13 protein-coding genes are annotated in these 12,976 nt (G+C 69.5%); 6 read left to right on the top strand and 7 right to left on the bottom strand.

The window, feature by feature from the left end; all coding sequences use genetic code 11:
• The first annotated feature begins 58 nt into the window (after positions 1-58).
• The gene (ligD, locus tag CLV67_RS17355) at positions 59-1,072 is read left to right on the top strand and encodes a non-homologous end-joining DNA ligase (RefSeq protein ID WP_106319517.1); all 1,014 of its coding nucleotides are present in this window, start codon (positions 59-61) and stop codon (positions 1,070-1,072) included.
• A gap of 7 nt (positions 1,073-1,079) precedes the next feature.
• On the opposite strand, the gene CLV67_RS17350 is transcribed toward ligD, so the two are convergent.
• Entirely contained in the window at positions 1,080-1,823 is a 744-nt protein-coding gene (locus CLV67_RS17350) for a glycerophosphodiester phosphodiesterase (RefSeq protein WP_170153903.1), read from the bottom strand.
• Positions 1,824-1,918: 95 nt separating this feature from the next.
• On the bottom strand, positions 1,919-2,374 hold the full coding sequence (locus CLV67_RS17345; RefSeq protein ID WP_106319513.1) for a GNAT family N-acetyltransferase: 456 nt from the start codon (positions 2,372-2,374) through the stop codon (positions 1,919-1,921).
• A 56-nt stretch (positions 2,375-2,430) separates the two neighbouring features.
• Between CLV67_RS17345 and CLV67_RS17340 the strand changes: the two genes are divergently transcribed.
• On the top strand, positions 2,431-2,892 hold the full coding sequence (locus CLV67_RS17340) for a potassium channel family protein (RefSeq protein ID WP_106319511.1): 462 nt from the start codon (positions 2,431-2,433) through the stop codon (positions 2,890-2,892).
• Here the strand turns inward: CLV67_RS17340 and CLV67_RS17335 are convergent.
• Both CLV67_RS17335 and CLV67_RS17330 read right to left on the bottom strand, forming a co-directional pair.
• The gene (locus tag CLV67_RS17335) at positions 2,843-4,402 is read right to left on the bottom strand and encodes an alpha/beta hydrolase (RefSeq protein ID WP_106319509.1); all 1,560 of its coding nucleotides are present in this window, start codon (positions 4,400-4,402) and stop codon (positions 2,843-2,845) included. The genes CLV67_RS17340 and CLV67_RS17335 overlap by 50 nt on opposite strands.
• Before the next feature lie 58 nt (positions 4,403-4,460).
• Positions 4,461-5,528 (bottom strand): ATP-dependent DNA ligase, encoded by a 1,068-nt coding sequence (locus CLV67_RS17330; protein WP_106319507.1) that lies wholly within the window; start codon positions 5,526-5,528, stop codon positions 4,461-4,463.
• A 55-nt stretch (positions 5,529-5,583) separates the two neighbouring features.
• Here CLV67_RS17330 and CLV67_RS17325 point away from each other — a divergent pair, with 55 nt between their 5' ends.
• Both CLV67_RS17325 and CLV67_RS17320 read left to right on the top strand, forming a co-directional pair.
• On the top strand, positions 5,584-6,414 hold the full coding sequence (locus tag CLV67_RS17325; RefSeq protein ID WP_106319505.1) for a MerR family transcriptional regulator: 831 nt from the start codon (positions 5,584-5,586) through the stop codon (positions 6,412-6,414).
• Between the two features lie 5 nt (positions 6,415-6,419).
• A complete protein-coding gene (locus tag CLV67_RS17320) occupies positions 6,420-7,352 on the top strand; it encodes a transglutaminase-like domain-containing protein (RefSeq protein WP_106319503.1) in 933 nt (310 codons plus the stop codon).
• A gap of 1,003 nt (positions 7,353-8,355) precedes the next feature.
• Here CLV67_RS17320 and CLV67_RS17315 read toward each other — a convergent pair.
• The 3 genes from CLV67_RS17315 to CLV67_RS17305 all read right to left on the bottom strand — a co-directional run bounded on the left by CLV67_RS17315 (position 8,356) and on the right by CLV67_RS17305 (position 10,136).
• Positions 8,356-8,733: a DUF3037 domain-containing protein gene (locus CLV67_RS17315; RefSeq protein WP_307833842.1), complete on the bottom strand. Its 378-nt coding sequence runs from the start codon at positions 8,731-8,733 to the stop codon at positions 8,356-8,358.
• Positions 8,730-9,503 (bottom strand): HipA family kinase, encoded by a 774-nt coding sequence (locus CLV67_RS17310; protein WP_346265171.1) that lies wholly within the window; start codon positions 9,501-9,503, stop codon positions 8,730-8,732. Before CLV67_RS17310 ends, CLV67_RS17315 begins: the two co-directional genes overlap by 4 nt.
• Before the next feature lie 81 nt (positions 9,504-9,584).
• Positions 9,585-10,136, bottom strand: a complete 552-nt coding sequence (locus tag CLV67_RS17305) for a hypothetical protein (protein WP_106319500.1) — start codon at positions 10,134-10,136, stop codon at positions 9,585-9,587.
• 1,474 nt (positions 10,137-11,610) lie between these two features.
• Between CLV67_RS17305 and CLV67_RS17300 the strand changes: the two genes are divergently transcribed.
• Positions 11,611-11,958, top strand: coding sequence for a histone-like nucleoid-structuring protein Lsr2 (locus tag CLV67_RS17300; protein WP_106319498.1), 348 nt, complete (start codon positions 11,611-11,613; stop codon positions 11,956-11,958).
• A 77-nt stretch (positions 11,959-12,035) separates the two neighbouring features.
• Complete coding sequence (locus CLV67_RS17295) at positions 12,036-12,791, top strand: SDR family NAD(P)-dependent oxidoreductase (protein ID WP_106319496.1); 756 nt, start codon at positions 12,036-12,038, stop codon at positions 12,789-12,791.
• The last annotated feature ends 185 nt before the right edge of the window (positions 12,792-12,976 follow it).

Raw genomic sequence — 12,976 nt, 5'->3', positions numbered from 1 at the left:
CCGAGGCCGTCCGGTTCGCCGGGCGGCCTCGGAGCGTTTCAGCGCATAGGCTCGGGTCATGCCGAAAGCCGCCGCTGAAGAGCACGAGATCGCCGGGCACACCGTGCGACTGAGCAGCCCGGACAAGATCGTCTTCCCGGATCGCGGGTTCACCAAGCGCGACGTCTTCGAGTACTACCGGTCCGTCGGCGACGGCATCCTGCGGGCTCTGCGCGACCGTCCCACCACCCTGCAGCGCTTCCCCGACGGCATCGAGGGGGAGATGTTCTTCCAGAAGCGGATCCCTGCCCGCGGCGTCCCGGACTGGATCAAGACCGCGAAGATCAAATTCCCCAGCATGCGTACGGCGGACGAGCTCAGCCCGTCCGACCTGGCCCACGTCGCCTGGGCGGCCCAGATGGGCACCGTGGTCTTCCACCCCTGGCCGGTACGCGCCGAGCATCCCGACGAGCCCGACGAGCTGCGCGTCGACCTCGACCCGCAGCCCGGCACCGGCTTCGCCGACGTGGTCGCCACCGCGGGTGTCGTCCGCGAGGTCCTCGCCGACCTCGGCTGGACCGGCTACCCCAAGACCTCGGGCGGCCGCGGGGTGCACGTGTATGTGCGGATCGCCCCGCGCTGGTCGTTCGTGGAGGTGCGGCGGGCCGCGATCGCCCTGGCCCGTGAGGTGGAGCGGCGCAACCCGGCCGGCATCACCACCTCCTGGTGGAAGGAGGAGCGCGGCGAGCGGGTCTTCCTCGACTACAACCAGATGGCCCGCGACCGCACCATCGCCTGCGCCTACTCGCTGCGCGCCAACGGCCGGGCTACCGTCTCCGCCCCCGTCACCTGGGACGAGCTGCCCGGCGTCGAGCCGGACGACTTCGACCTGCGGACCACGCCGGCGCGATTCGCCGAGATCGGCGACCCGCACGCCGGCATCGACGATGTGGCCCACGACCTCACCCCGCTGCTCGAGTGGGTCGAGAGGGACGAGCGCGACGGCCTCGGCGACCTGCCCTACCCGCCCGACCACCCCAAGATGCCCGGCGAGCCCCCGAGGGTGCAGCCGAGCCGCGCGAAGCAGGTCTAGCAGGCCCTCAGCAGGTGCGGGACTTCTGCCACGCCAGGTAGGCGCCCGGCTGGTCGGTGATCACCCCGGCCATCCCCGGATACCACGTCATCCGCTCCCACTCCGACGACGTGTTGACGGTCCAGGCGTACACGGTGAGCCCAGCGCCTTTCCACTTCGTCATGCGTGCCGCGGTGATCGCGTTGACATGCTTGATCAAGATCTTGGCGTACGGGGTGACCGCCGCCGGGTCGGTGTCGCCGACGCTCTGCAGCAGGCCGCGGGTGAGCGCGGGCGCGTACTGCGTGGCCCCGACGAGGGCCTGCACCTCGAACGACATCAGCAGCACCCGGCTCGCCACGCCGGGCCGGGACGCGAGCGCCGCGTTGAACGTCGCCCACTGGGCGGGCGTCGGAACCGTCTTCAACTCGACCAGCAGGCGCGGCCCGTCGACGGCGGCGTCGTTGATCAGCTGCGTGAGCGTCGGAACGGGCTGTCCGTCCGCGGTCCGCAGAGCGGCCACCTGCGCGTAGGTCAGGTCGGCGACCAGGCCGGTGCCGTCGGTGGTCCGGTCGACCTCCGGATCGTGCATGATCACCGGCACGTCGTCGCTGGTGAACCGCACGTCGGTCTCCCACACGCCGGCACCCTGGTTGGAGGCGTCGCGGTACGCGTTGCCGCTGTTCTCCGCCCAGCGCTCGAGGCCACCGCGGTGCGCCACCACCGGAATCGTCACGCAGGCCGCAGCGCTCACCGGCGGTTCGACGGCCATGATCAGCGCTGCACCGGCGAGGGCGACGGCCAGAAAACTCAGAGGCTTACGGATGGTCGCTCCACTGTGCCGAAGGATATCGATCGGCGAGAATGCTAGAGCATCAGTTTCATCCCCTCGTGGGAGGCCTCGAAGCCGAGCGCGGCATAGAAGCGGTGCGCGTCGGTGCGCCGCTTGTCCGTGGTGAGCTGCACGATCCGGCATCCGCGCTCGCGGGCCCGCTCGATCGTCCAGCGGATCAGCTCGCCGCCCAGACCCTGCCCGCGCCGGCCCGAGTGGATCCGTACCGCCTCGATCAGCATCCGCTCGGCGCCGCCCCGGCTCAGTCCCGGGATGAACGTGAGCTGACAGGTGCCGATCACGTCGTCGCCGTCGGCCGCCACGATCAGCTCGTTGCGGTCGTCCGCGTCGATCGACTCGAACGCCGCCCACACCGCGGCGTCGACCTCCTCGGGCACCACCCCGAAACCACGGGCGCGGCTGACGTCGTCGTCGGCGAGCAGGCCGAGAACGGCGGGGACGTCGGTACGGTTCGCGATCCGGATCTGCATGATCGAAAGCTTGTCACGGGCTGTCGCGGACCGGTGACGTCGGGCACCATGACGAGATGAACGCGCTGCTCATCCTGCCCCGGGCGCTATATCGCGTGCTGGTCTGGCTGGCCAACTCGCCGAAGAAGCTCCTGCTGTCGTACACCATCCTGATCGTCGTCTGCGCCGTCCTCTACGAGCACTTCGAGGATCAGACCTTCGGCGACTCGTTCTGGTGGGCCGTGGTCACCGCCTCGACCGTCGGGTACGGCGACATCTCGCCTGAGACGTGGCAGGCCCGCGTGATGGCCGGCATCCTGATCTCGGCCATGGTGCTGCTGGTGATCCCGCTGATCACGGCACACTTCGCCAGCAAGCTGATCGTCAACAACGACGCCTTCCACCACGAGGAGCAGGAAGAACTCAAAGCGAACCTGCGGGTGACGCGGGCCCTGCTCGAGGAGATGGCCGCCCGTCAGGGCATCACCCTCACTTCGGAGGGCAGCGCAGGCCCTCCTGCGGCACCTTCAGATCGATGAAGTACGAGTCGACCGCGTCCCGGATGCAGGTGGTCGACGGGTACGCCGTGTGCCCCTCGCCCTCCCACGTCAGTACGTGGCCGACACCCAGCATGTTCGCCAGGTCGGCGGTGTTCTCGTACGGCGTGGCCGGGTCACCGGTCGTGCCCACCACCACGATCGGCGGGGCGCCCTCGGCCTTGCCCGCCGGGTACGGGTCGCGGTCCTTCGCCCAGAACGTGCACGGCAGCATGCCGATCGCGAGGGCCGGGCCGAACAGCGGGTATTTCGTGCGCCACTCGCCCTGCAGCTTGCGCACCTCCTCGACGGTCGGCGCCTTGTCGGTGTCCGCGCAGTTCACCGTCAGGTTGGCGTCGAACAGGTTCGAGTAGGTGCCGTCGGGTTCGCGTTCGGCGTATTGATCGGCCAGCTCGAAGACGCCCTCGGCGTCACCCTTCTGAAGATCGTCGACGGCGTTCGCCAGATCGGTCCAGCCCCGCTCGGTGTAGAGCGACGAGATCACGCTCAGGAAGACCCAGCCGGCGGTCGCGTCCCGCCCGTCCGAACCGCGGACCGGCGACACCCTCGCCTTGGCCATCGCGTCGGTCACCGCACCCCGGGCGTCCGGGGCGATCGGGCACTTCCCGGCGTTCTTCGCGCACCAGTTCGTGAAGTTCGTGAACGCCCGCTCGAAGCCCTTGGCCTGCTGCTCGGATCCGGCCACGTAACCCTCGGTCGGGTCGACCGCGCCGTCCAGCACCAGCGCCCGCACGTTCTTCGGGAACAGCTGCGCGTAGGTGGCGCCCAGCAGCGTTCCGTACGAGTAGCCCAGGTAGGTCAGTTTCTCGTCGCCGACCGCGGCACGCAGCGCGTCCAGGTCGCGGGCCGCCTGCTCGGTGGAGAAGGTGCGCAGGCGTGTGCCGTACTTCGCGGCGCAGTCGTCGGCGATCTTCTTGTTCAGAGCCACGATCGCGTCGAAGGCGGCCTGGTCGGCAGGGTCCGGCTCGGCCGCGAAGCTAGCGTCCTGGTCGCGCGGGTTGATGCACTTCACCGGAGCGGAGTCGCCCACGCCGCGCGGGTCGAACCCGACGATGTCGAACCGGTCGGTGATCCCGGTGGGCAGACCGCCGAACCCGGGGCCGTACGACAGGTAGACCGCCACGTCGATGCCGGAACCGCCCGGCCCGCCCGGGTTCAGCAGCAGCGAGCCGATCCGCTGCTTCTGCTTCTTCGACCGGATCCGGATCATCTCGATGCCATACGTATCGCCGCCGGCCGGAGTCGCCCAGTCGCGGGGAACCTCGACCGTGGCGCAGTCGTAGCTCATCCCCTCGGCGGCCTTGCCGACCAGCTCGCGTGGCACGTCGGGGCACGGTTTCCACTGGGGGCCGGAGGTGGTGCCGGACGTGGTCGTACCACCCTTGCGGGTCGGCTCGTCGGAGCCCTCCGGCGCGAACGAGGGCAGGGTGCACCCCGTGGCGAGGACGAGCACCGAGAGGAGGGCGACGGCCAGGCGAGAGCGACGTTCCACGCACCGACCCTATCCGGTCGGCGCTCGAGTGCCACTTCGCGCCCGGCGCGGGTGCGACTCAGCGGCTGGTCAGCACCTCCGCCAGGTCGAACCGGACCGGGCGCTCCAGCTGCTCGTACGTGCAGGTCAGCGGATCGCGGTCAGGCCGCCATCGCTCGAACTGCGCGGTGTGCCGGAACCGGACGCCCTCCATGTAGTCGTAGCGGACCTCGACGACCCGTTCGGGTCGCAACGGCGTGAACGACAGGTCCTTGCCCGCGTTCCACCGGCTCACCTCGTTCTTGCGCGGGGTCCGCTCGCCCTGCTCGTGCGCCGCCCAGTTCCACGGGTGACCCTCGAACGTGGTGACCAGCGGCTGCAGCTCCTCGAACAGCTCCTCGCGGACCGCCATCGGGAACGAGCCGATCACACCGACGCTCACCAGCACCCCCCGCTCGTCGTGCAGGCCGAGCAGCAGCGAGCCGATCCGGTTCTCCGCCGACTTGTGCACCCGGTAACCGGCCACCACGCAGTCCGCGGTCCGCTTGTGCTTGACCTTCGCCATGACCCGCTTGTCGGGCTGGTACGTCAGATCACGGCCCTTCGCGATCAGGCCGTCCAGTCCGGCGCCCTCGAACTCGGCGAACCAGCGCCGGGCCGTCTCCACATCGTCGGTCGCCGGAGTGACGTACACCGGAGGTTTGGCGTTCTCCAGGGCCTTCACCAGCATCTCGCGTCTCCTGTGGAACGGCAGCTCGGTCAGGTCGTCGTCGCCGAGGGCCAGCAGATCGAAGGCCACGAAACCGGCCGGCGTCTGTTCGGAGAGCAGCTTCACCCGGCTCGCCGCCGGATGGATGCGCTGCTGGAGTGCCTCGAAGTCGAGGGTGTTCCGCGCGGTGTCGGCGACGATCACCTCACCGTCGATCACCGCCCGCTCCGGGAAGTTCGCCAGCACCGCCTCGACCACCTCGGGGAAGTAGCGGGTCATCGGCTTCTCGTTGCGGCTGCCGATCTCCACCTCGGCACCGTCGCGGAAGACGATCGACCGGAATCCGTCCCATTTGGGCTCGTAGATCTGGCCGGGCGGGATGTCCGCGACGGGCTTGGCGAGCATCGGCTTGACCGGTGGGTTCAGCGGGAGCTGCATTCGATCAGTGTGCCCCCTTTACTCGTCCCCTGGGGCAGACCTCACCATCAAACCCATGACGACGCGGGGGATCGAGTCGATGACCATCGGTGAGTTCGGCCGCCGGGCCGGGCTCTCCATCAAGGCCCTGCGCCTCTACGAGGCGTCCGGCCTGCTGCCACCCGCGACGGTGGGCGCCAGCAACTACCGGCGGTACACACCGGACCAACTCGACCGGGCCAACCGGATCAGCGTGCTCCGGCGGCTCGGCATGCCGCTCGCCGTGATCGGCGAGGTGCTCGACCTGCCCGACGCAGAGGCGGTGCGCCGACTCGACCGCTGGTGGGCGACCGAGCAGGCGGCCTGGTCCGCCCGCAGCGAGAGCTACACCTGGCTGCGCACCCATCTGGCGCACGGCGACGAGCCCGAGCGACGGTATGCGGTCGAGATCACCGCGGTCCCGGCGCGCAAGGTGGCGACCCTGCAGATCGAGGTCGACCAGATACAGCTGGTCCCCGAGATGGCCGCGGCGGAGTGGGAGATCCGCCGTCACCTGGAGGAGCAGGACGCCGTCGCGACCGGCGTGCACTGGGTGATCTTCCACGGCCAGATCACGCCGGACAGCGAGGCCCGGGTCGAGATCTGCGTCCCGTTCACCGGCGCCGTCGAGCCCGCCGGCCGCATCACCATCCGGCTCGAGCCGGAGCGACTGGTCGCCTACGCCGCGGTCACCCGCGACGACTGCTTCTACCCACGGATCCTGCAGGCCTATGACGCGGTCGGCGAGTACGTCCGGTCCGCCGGGCTGATCATCAGCGCGCCACCCCGCGAGCTCTATCTGGACAGCTGGGAAAACCTCTCCGGCAGCGACGACTTCGTGCACGTCGCCCTACCGTTCGAAGGCTGAGGACCATGGACCACACGCGACAGACCCGCTTCTCCGACCCGGGCCGGCATCTCGACCGGATCCGGGCGCTCCCCGACGACGTCGCCGGGATCAGCGCCGCCGTCCGCAACCTCGTCGTGCACTACCGGGCCTCCGGCCTCGAGTTCCCGCCGGAGCGGCTCGCCGAGATCGACAACCGCTGGGTGGAGACCATGCTCGACAGCCTCGGCGACGACGGGCCGCTCGACGCTCCGCGCCCCGCCGAGGAGCGCATCGTCGGCTGCTGCCGTGACTTCACCCTGCTCACCGTCGCGGCGCTGCGGGCCAAGGGGATCCCGGCGCGCAGCCGGATCGGGTTCGCCGACTACTTCGAGCCCGGCTACCACGTCGACCACGTGGTGACGGAGTACCACGACGGCACCCGCTGGGTCGCGACCGACGCCCAGCTCGCTCCGGACGCCGGCTTCCCGGTCGACGTCACCGACGTACCCCTGGGCCCCGGCGGGTTGCGCACCGCGGCCCAGTCCTGGCGCGCCTTCCGGCGCGGCGAGATCGACCCTGAGAAGTACGGCGTGGGCCGCGACGTGCCGATCCGCGGTCCCCTCATGATCCGCAAGTACGTGCTGTCCGAGCTGGCCCACCGCCAGGGCGACGAGCTCCTGCTGTGGGACTTCTGGGCCGACGACGCCACCTTCGTCGGCGACCTGGGCGGCCGCCCCCTGGTCGAGGCGTGGGCCGACCTGCCACCGTGGAACACGGGCTCCGTCAGCCTGATCGACGAGATAGCCGACCTGCTGCTCGCCGCCGACGCCGGAGACCAGGCAGCCGAACAGAAGCTGGCCGCCATGTACGCCACCGACCCCCGCCTCCACCTCGGCGACGTCGTCACCTGTCACTCACCCCGGGGCCTCACCTACACCGTCGACCCACACCGCCCCACACCACCCCCGATCAGCTGACCCAGTCGAGGCCGGCCGGCGCCCTGTTCCGCTCGCGGTCGGCCGGCGCCCGTTCCCCTCGCGGTCGGCCTGTTGCGCGGTCCCGTCGCGGGCTGTCGGTGGAGTGGTCCGCTTGCGGTCTGTCGATGGCCTGACCTTCGTGCGGTCCGTCAGTGATGTGGTCCGCTTGCGGCCTGTCGGTGGCTTGACCTTCTTGCGGCCTGTCGGTGGCTTGACCTTCTTGCGGTCTGTCGGTGGTTTGGTCCTCTTACGGCCTGTCGGTGGCCTGACCTCCTCGCGGATTGCCGGTGGCTTGATCCTCACGCGGTCTTTCGGTGGCCTGGCTCCTCACGCAATCCGTCGGTGGCCTTGGCCTATTGCGGCCCGTCGGCGCCCGATCTCTTGCGGCCCGTCGGCGCCCGATCTCTTGCGGCCCGTCGGCGGCCTGATGCCGAAGCTCGCGCTCGGGCAGACCGTGGGATCCACCCCGAATCCGCCTCGGCGATGTCCTTTGGCCTCTGCTCCACGACCGCCTCTGCGACGTCATCCCCGGCGCCGCTCCACAAGAAGTCCAGCCAAGCGGTCAAGTACCACCGCCCATACCGCCATCTGTCGGTCGACCATCCGTGGGCTGCCACCAGCTGGCGATCGGTCTCCCGCCACCCGGCGATCGGCCTGCGGTTGGTTGGTGGCGGGCCTTGTCACTGCCGCGGTGGTCTCTGCGGTTTGGTTGGTGGCGGGCCTTGTCACTGCCCGGTGATCGGAATGCGGTTGGTTGGGGCCGGTCTGTGGCCACACGGCGATCAGCTTCCCGTCGCCCAGCGGTCGGCCTGCAGCCGGCCCGCGACCGGCGGCCGGCCGCCAGCCGCTGGTCGCTTCTGCCGCCGGTGCCTTGCCGGACTACCGCTGCCTTCCGTTTCGTCGCCCCGGTTGTTCGCGATTTCCTGCGACTTCCCTGCGCGTTCCGGTGGAGGACGCTGTGGTCAGTCGACTTCCCTGCGCGTTCCGGTGGAGGAGGCTGTGGTCAGTGGACCAGCAGGCCGACGAGCCGCTCCAGTTCGACGGCCGGGTCCGCGGTCAGGCCCATGTGGACCGGGCCGGCTCGCAGAATCGTGCTGCGTGGGGCCACCAGCCAGCGAAATCGTTCGCCGAGGCGCATCTGTTCAGAGGCTCCGCCGCCCCTGCAAGTCATCTCCCAGGCATCCAGCGCCTTCTGGATCGCGTCGACGTCGGCGCCGGCGTCCAGTGCCCGCAGCCGTGCGGGGTCCAGGTGGGTCCGGGCGCACAGGAAGTCGTGCCGCTGGCTGTAGAGCAGCACCCCGACATTGATCAACTCACCGCGCTCGATCCGTGGAACCGCCTGGATGATCGCGTACTCATAGGGAGTCATTCTGGTGGTCACGGCAGCCACGCCTCCGGGCGCGCCGCCCGGCGCGACAGGTGATTCAGGTAGGCGTCCCGGTCGCCCTCCTCGAGCCACTCCTCGGGAATCAGGGCGATCACCTCACCCAGCAGCTCCGGGGTGATCCGCTCGGCCAGAGCCGGTCCTTCGACGGCGAGATCATGGGCGTACGGCTTGAGCACATGGTCATCCCACTTATATGCCCGGTGCACCACCTGTTCGGCGCGAGCCCAGTTGTGGTGGAAATAGAGCGTCGCACCGTGGTCGATGAGCCATAGCCCACCGTGCCAGATCAGCAGGTTGGGATTGCGCCAGCTGCGGTCGACGTTCTCCACGAACGCGTCGAAAACCACCACGCGGCTCGCCAGCCCCGGCTCGATGTGGTGCGCCACAGGGTCATAGCCGAGCGATCCAGGCAGAAAGTCCATTCCGAGGTTGCCGCCGGCGCTGGCCTTGATCAGCTCCTGGACCTCCTCGTCCGGCTCGGCCCGGGCCACCACGGGATCCAGCTCCACCCGAGCCAGCTCAGGCACCGGGAGCCCGAGCCGCCGAGCCAGTTCCCCAGCGATCACCTCGGCGACCAGAGCACGCGGGCCCTGCCCCGCCCCGCGGAACTTGACCACATAGGTCCCGAGATCGTCGGCCTCGACCACACCGGGCAGAGATCCACCCTCACGGAGAGGGGTGACATAACGAATGGCGGTGACCTCACGAAGCACGCCGCCCACCCTACGGCCGCCTCCGCCGGTCCAAGGCCCACACCCGCCCATAGCCGCTTTCCTCGCCGGCCGCTGGTAGGACTGCCCAGCCGTTCGGCCTTCGGCCTGCGGCTGGGCAGCGGAGGAGGGCTGTCAGGCGTCCGGGCCTCGGCGGCGTAGTTCGTCGACCTGTGTCATGGCGGTGCGGAGCTCGGTCAGCCAGTCCTCGGTGTGGCGGCCGACCAGCTTGACGCACCAGGCGAGAGCCTCCGAGCGGGACCGCGCCACGCCGGCGTCGACGAGAGTGTCGAGCACCTGGCGTTCGGGCTGACGGAGACGGGTCATGACCGGGGCGGACAGGTGTGTGAAGAGCTCGGAGGCGTCGCCGCACCGGACGCCCCAGGCGACCTTGCGCTGGTAGCGGTGCTCCACCTGCCGTGCGACGCGGATCCGTGCGTCGCGGGTGTCTTCGCGGAACTGGGCGATCCGCCCTGCCTGGGCGGCCGCGTCGTCCGCCTCGGTGGCTTCGTCACCCAGCTCGGGACGGGGCAACCGTCCCCAGATGATGATCTCGTCTCGGTCGATGACCACTTCGGGCTGCTCGGTGAACCAGCCATCCGCGACCGCACCGGCGATCCAGGCGGCGGCGTCGTCAGCGGCAGGTGGCTCAGCCCGCCCACCGGGCGGGGCGAAACGGACGCGCATGTCATCCTCCCTCTACTTACTTGATTACATGCTTACATCCTTTCACCGCCGCCGACCAGTCGTCCTCGCTCGCGTTGGCGCTGAGCGCGAACTTCCGCATCGAGGGGCCGGTTCGTTGTCCTGAGCCGGCAGGCGTTCGGTGCCGGGCCCTGCTGCCTAACGTCTCCCCTCGATTCACGAAGGCGCAGCTCGTCAGTCCGGTGTGCCCCGCCTGACTCGCTCGCAGGCGGGCTCGGCGACGTCTCCGATCGATGGACGCTGGTTGACGGAGCTCTCCGGTGGCTCCGGTGATGTTTCCGATCGATGGACGCTGGTTGGCGGGCCTTCCCGGTGGCTCCGGTGATCTTTCCGATCTGTGGGCCGTGGTTGGCGGGCCTTTCCGGTGGGCTCGGTGATGTTTCCGATCTGTGGGCGGTGGTTGGCGGACCTCTCGTGGGCTTATCTGATCGACGGGATGTGGCCGACGCACCTTTCCGAGCGCGGGAGGCGGCCATATCCCACAGCCCGCTCTCCAGAAGCGGTCTAGTTGATCATCCAGTCAAGGGCTGCTGCGGTTACTCACTCGCCCGGCGACCGGCGTGATGCCGTCGCGCTCTTCCGAGGGAGGTGGCGGGCGGCGAGGCCGGGAAAGGAAGGCCAGGTCGAGACGTTCGCCGGGTCAGGGAAAGACGCGCATTCTCGACGTAGGTGTGGGCCCGAGGTGAGAGCCGGGAACAGGCGCGGACGAAGGTCAGCTGTGAACCGGTCACCGGACGTGGGCTACGGCGTGCCGGAGGCTGACAGGGACCGACCTGGCGAGGTCGGCTTCAGCGTGCATGCCGCGGCGGGAGTCGCCCTCAACGCCGGGCCGGGCCGTTGACGCCGGGCCGGGCTCTCAACGTCGGGCCGGGCCTTGACGTCGGGCCGGGCCTTGACGCCGGGCCGGGCCTTGACGCCGGGCCGGGCTCTCAACGTCGGGCCGGGCCTTGACGCCGGGCCGGGCCTTGACGTCGGGCCGGGCTCTCAACGTCGGGCCGGACCTGGATGCCGTGCGGTGGAACGGCGAACCGCCCCGGCACCGGAGAATCGGCGACGAGGCGGCTCGGGATCGTGGGCAGCGGGTGGTGGCGTTGGGTATGGAAGGTCAACTACGCTGCGGGGTCAGCACGGCCGGGGGTCAGGCCTGTTGGGCGGCGACGATCGCGGTGGCTACCGCGAACGCCACCAGGGCGGTCAGGGTCATGACTCGGACGGCGCGGCTCATCTGGCCTCCAGGAGGTGTGGGAGCGCTCCCACCTGCGACGTTACCGCACATTCACGGCTACGAAAAGAGTTCTGGGGCGGTTGGTACCCGGCAATTGCGACATGCCAGAACGGGCAATTTGCACTGGCTGCCTTGTGGAAGACAGAATGAATGTGACGGCGGGCATTCGCGAGCAGGACTGGCGTGTGCGCGCGGACGTCAGCCGAATACTCGCCGTAGGAGCGAACAACCATGGCCAAGCAGATAATTACCGTGCTGACCGACGACCTCGACGGTACCGAAGCGGACCGCACCGTCGAATTCGGCCTCGACGGGGTCAACTACACGATCGACCTGTCCGAGAAGAACGCCGGCAAGCTGCGTAAAGCATTGGAACCGTTCCTCTCCGCAGCCACCCGGCTGGGCCGGAACGGTAACGTTCCGACCCCAGCCCGGCGTGCAGTTCCGGCGGTGTCGAGCCGTTCCAGCCGCGACCAGAATCAGGCTATTCGGGAGTGGGCCAACAAGAACGGTTTCACCGTCTCCGAGCGTGGCCGCATCCCGAGTGAGGTCGTCGAGGCGTACCACAGCAAGCGCTAGTCGCCCGTGCAACGGCGCCGCCCGATCGGGTGGCGCCGTTTGCCGTCGGAAGGCGTTGCCGCCGAAAGGGGAGTGCCGTGGCCGTCGTCGTCGTGACCGGAGCGTCCAGCGGGATCGGCCGGGCGATCGCCCTCCGGCTCGGAGCCCGGGGGGACACCGTGGTGCTGGCCGCGCGCCGGGCCGCCGAGCTGGGGTCGGTGGCCGCCCGGATCGTGGAGACGGGCGGCACGGCGCTCGTGGCGCCCGCCGACGTCACCGATCCCGATGCCGTGAACGCGCTGGTCGAGCGGGCTATGACGGTCGACGGGCGGATCGATGCCCTGATCAACAACGCGGGTGTCGGCTGTGACGCGTCCGTTCTGGCCGGTGAGGACGAGGTCCGGGCGGCGGTCGAGGTAAATCTCCTGGCGCCGATCCGGCTGATGCGGGCCATCGTTCCGATCATGCGGGCTCAGGGGTCCGGTTCGATCGTGAACATCGGTTCGGTGGCCGGTGAGATCGGTATCGGCGGCGTCTACTCCGCGACCAAGTTCGGCCTTCGCGGCATCAATGACTCGGTGCGCCGGGAACTGGCCGGTACGGGCATCGGCGTCACTCTCGTCGAGCCCGGATACATCGCGACCGACCTGACCGCGCACCGTTCCGGCCTGCCCGGCCCGGAAATCGTGGCGGCGGCGGTGGAACGGGCACTGAACCGGCCGCGCCGGCGGATCGTCGTTCCGGGGAAGTATCGCGCGGCGATCCTGCTGGCCAATGCGCTGCCGTTCGTGCCCGACCGGCTCTACGCGGGCCGCGCGGCCCGAAAGGGCACAAAGAACGACCCGGCGGCCTGAGAGAACGGCCGGTTCACCCGGCGGAACGGCCGGAGCGGTGTAAAGAACGGCCGGTGGGCCCGAAGAACGTACCGCAATGCGGCGCGAGATAATTCCAGATTGCCACGGTCATTCATGGCCCGCACACAGGAAAGTGGCGCGGGCGGATGATTTCCCGCCCGCAGGAATGAAACGGCTCCGGCTCG

The organism is Actinoplanes italicus, assembly GCF_003001815.1.
Lineage (GTDB): Bacteria > Actinomycetota > Actinomycetes > Mycobacteriales > Micromonosporaceae > Actinoplanes > Actinoplanes italicus.
This window is presented reverse-complemented; position numbering and strand designations above follow the sequence as displayed.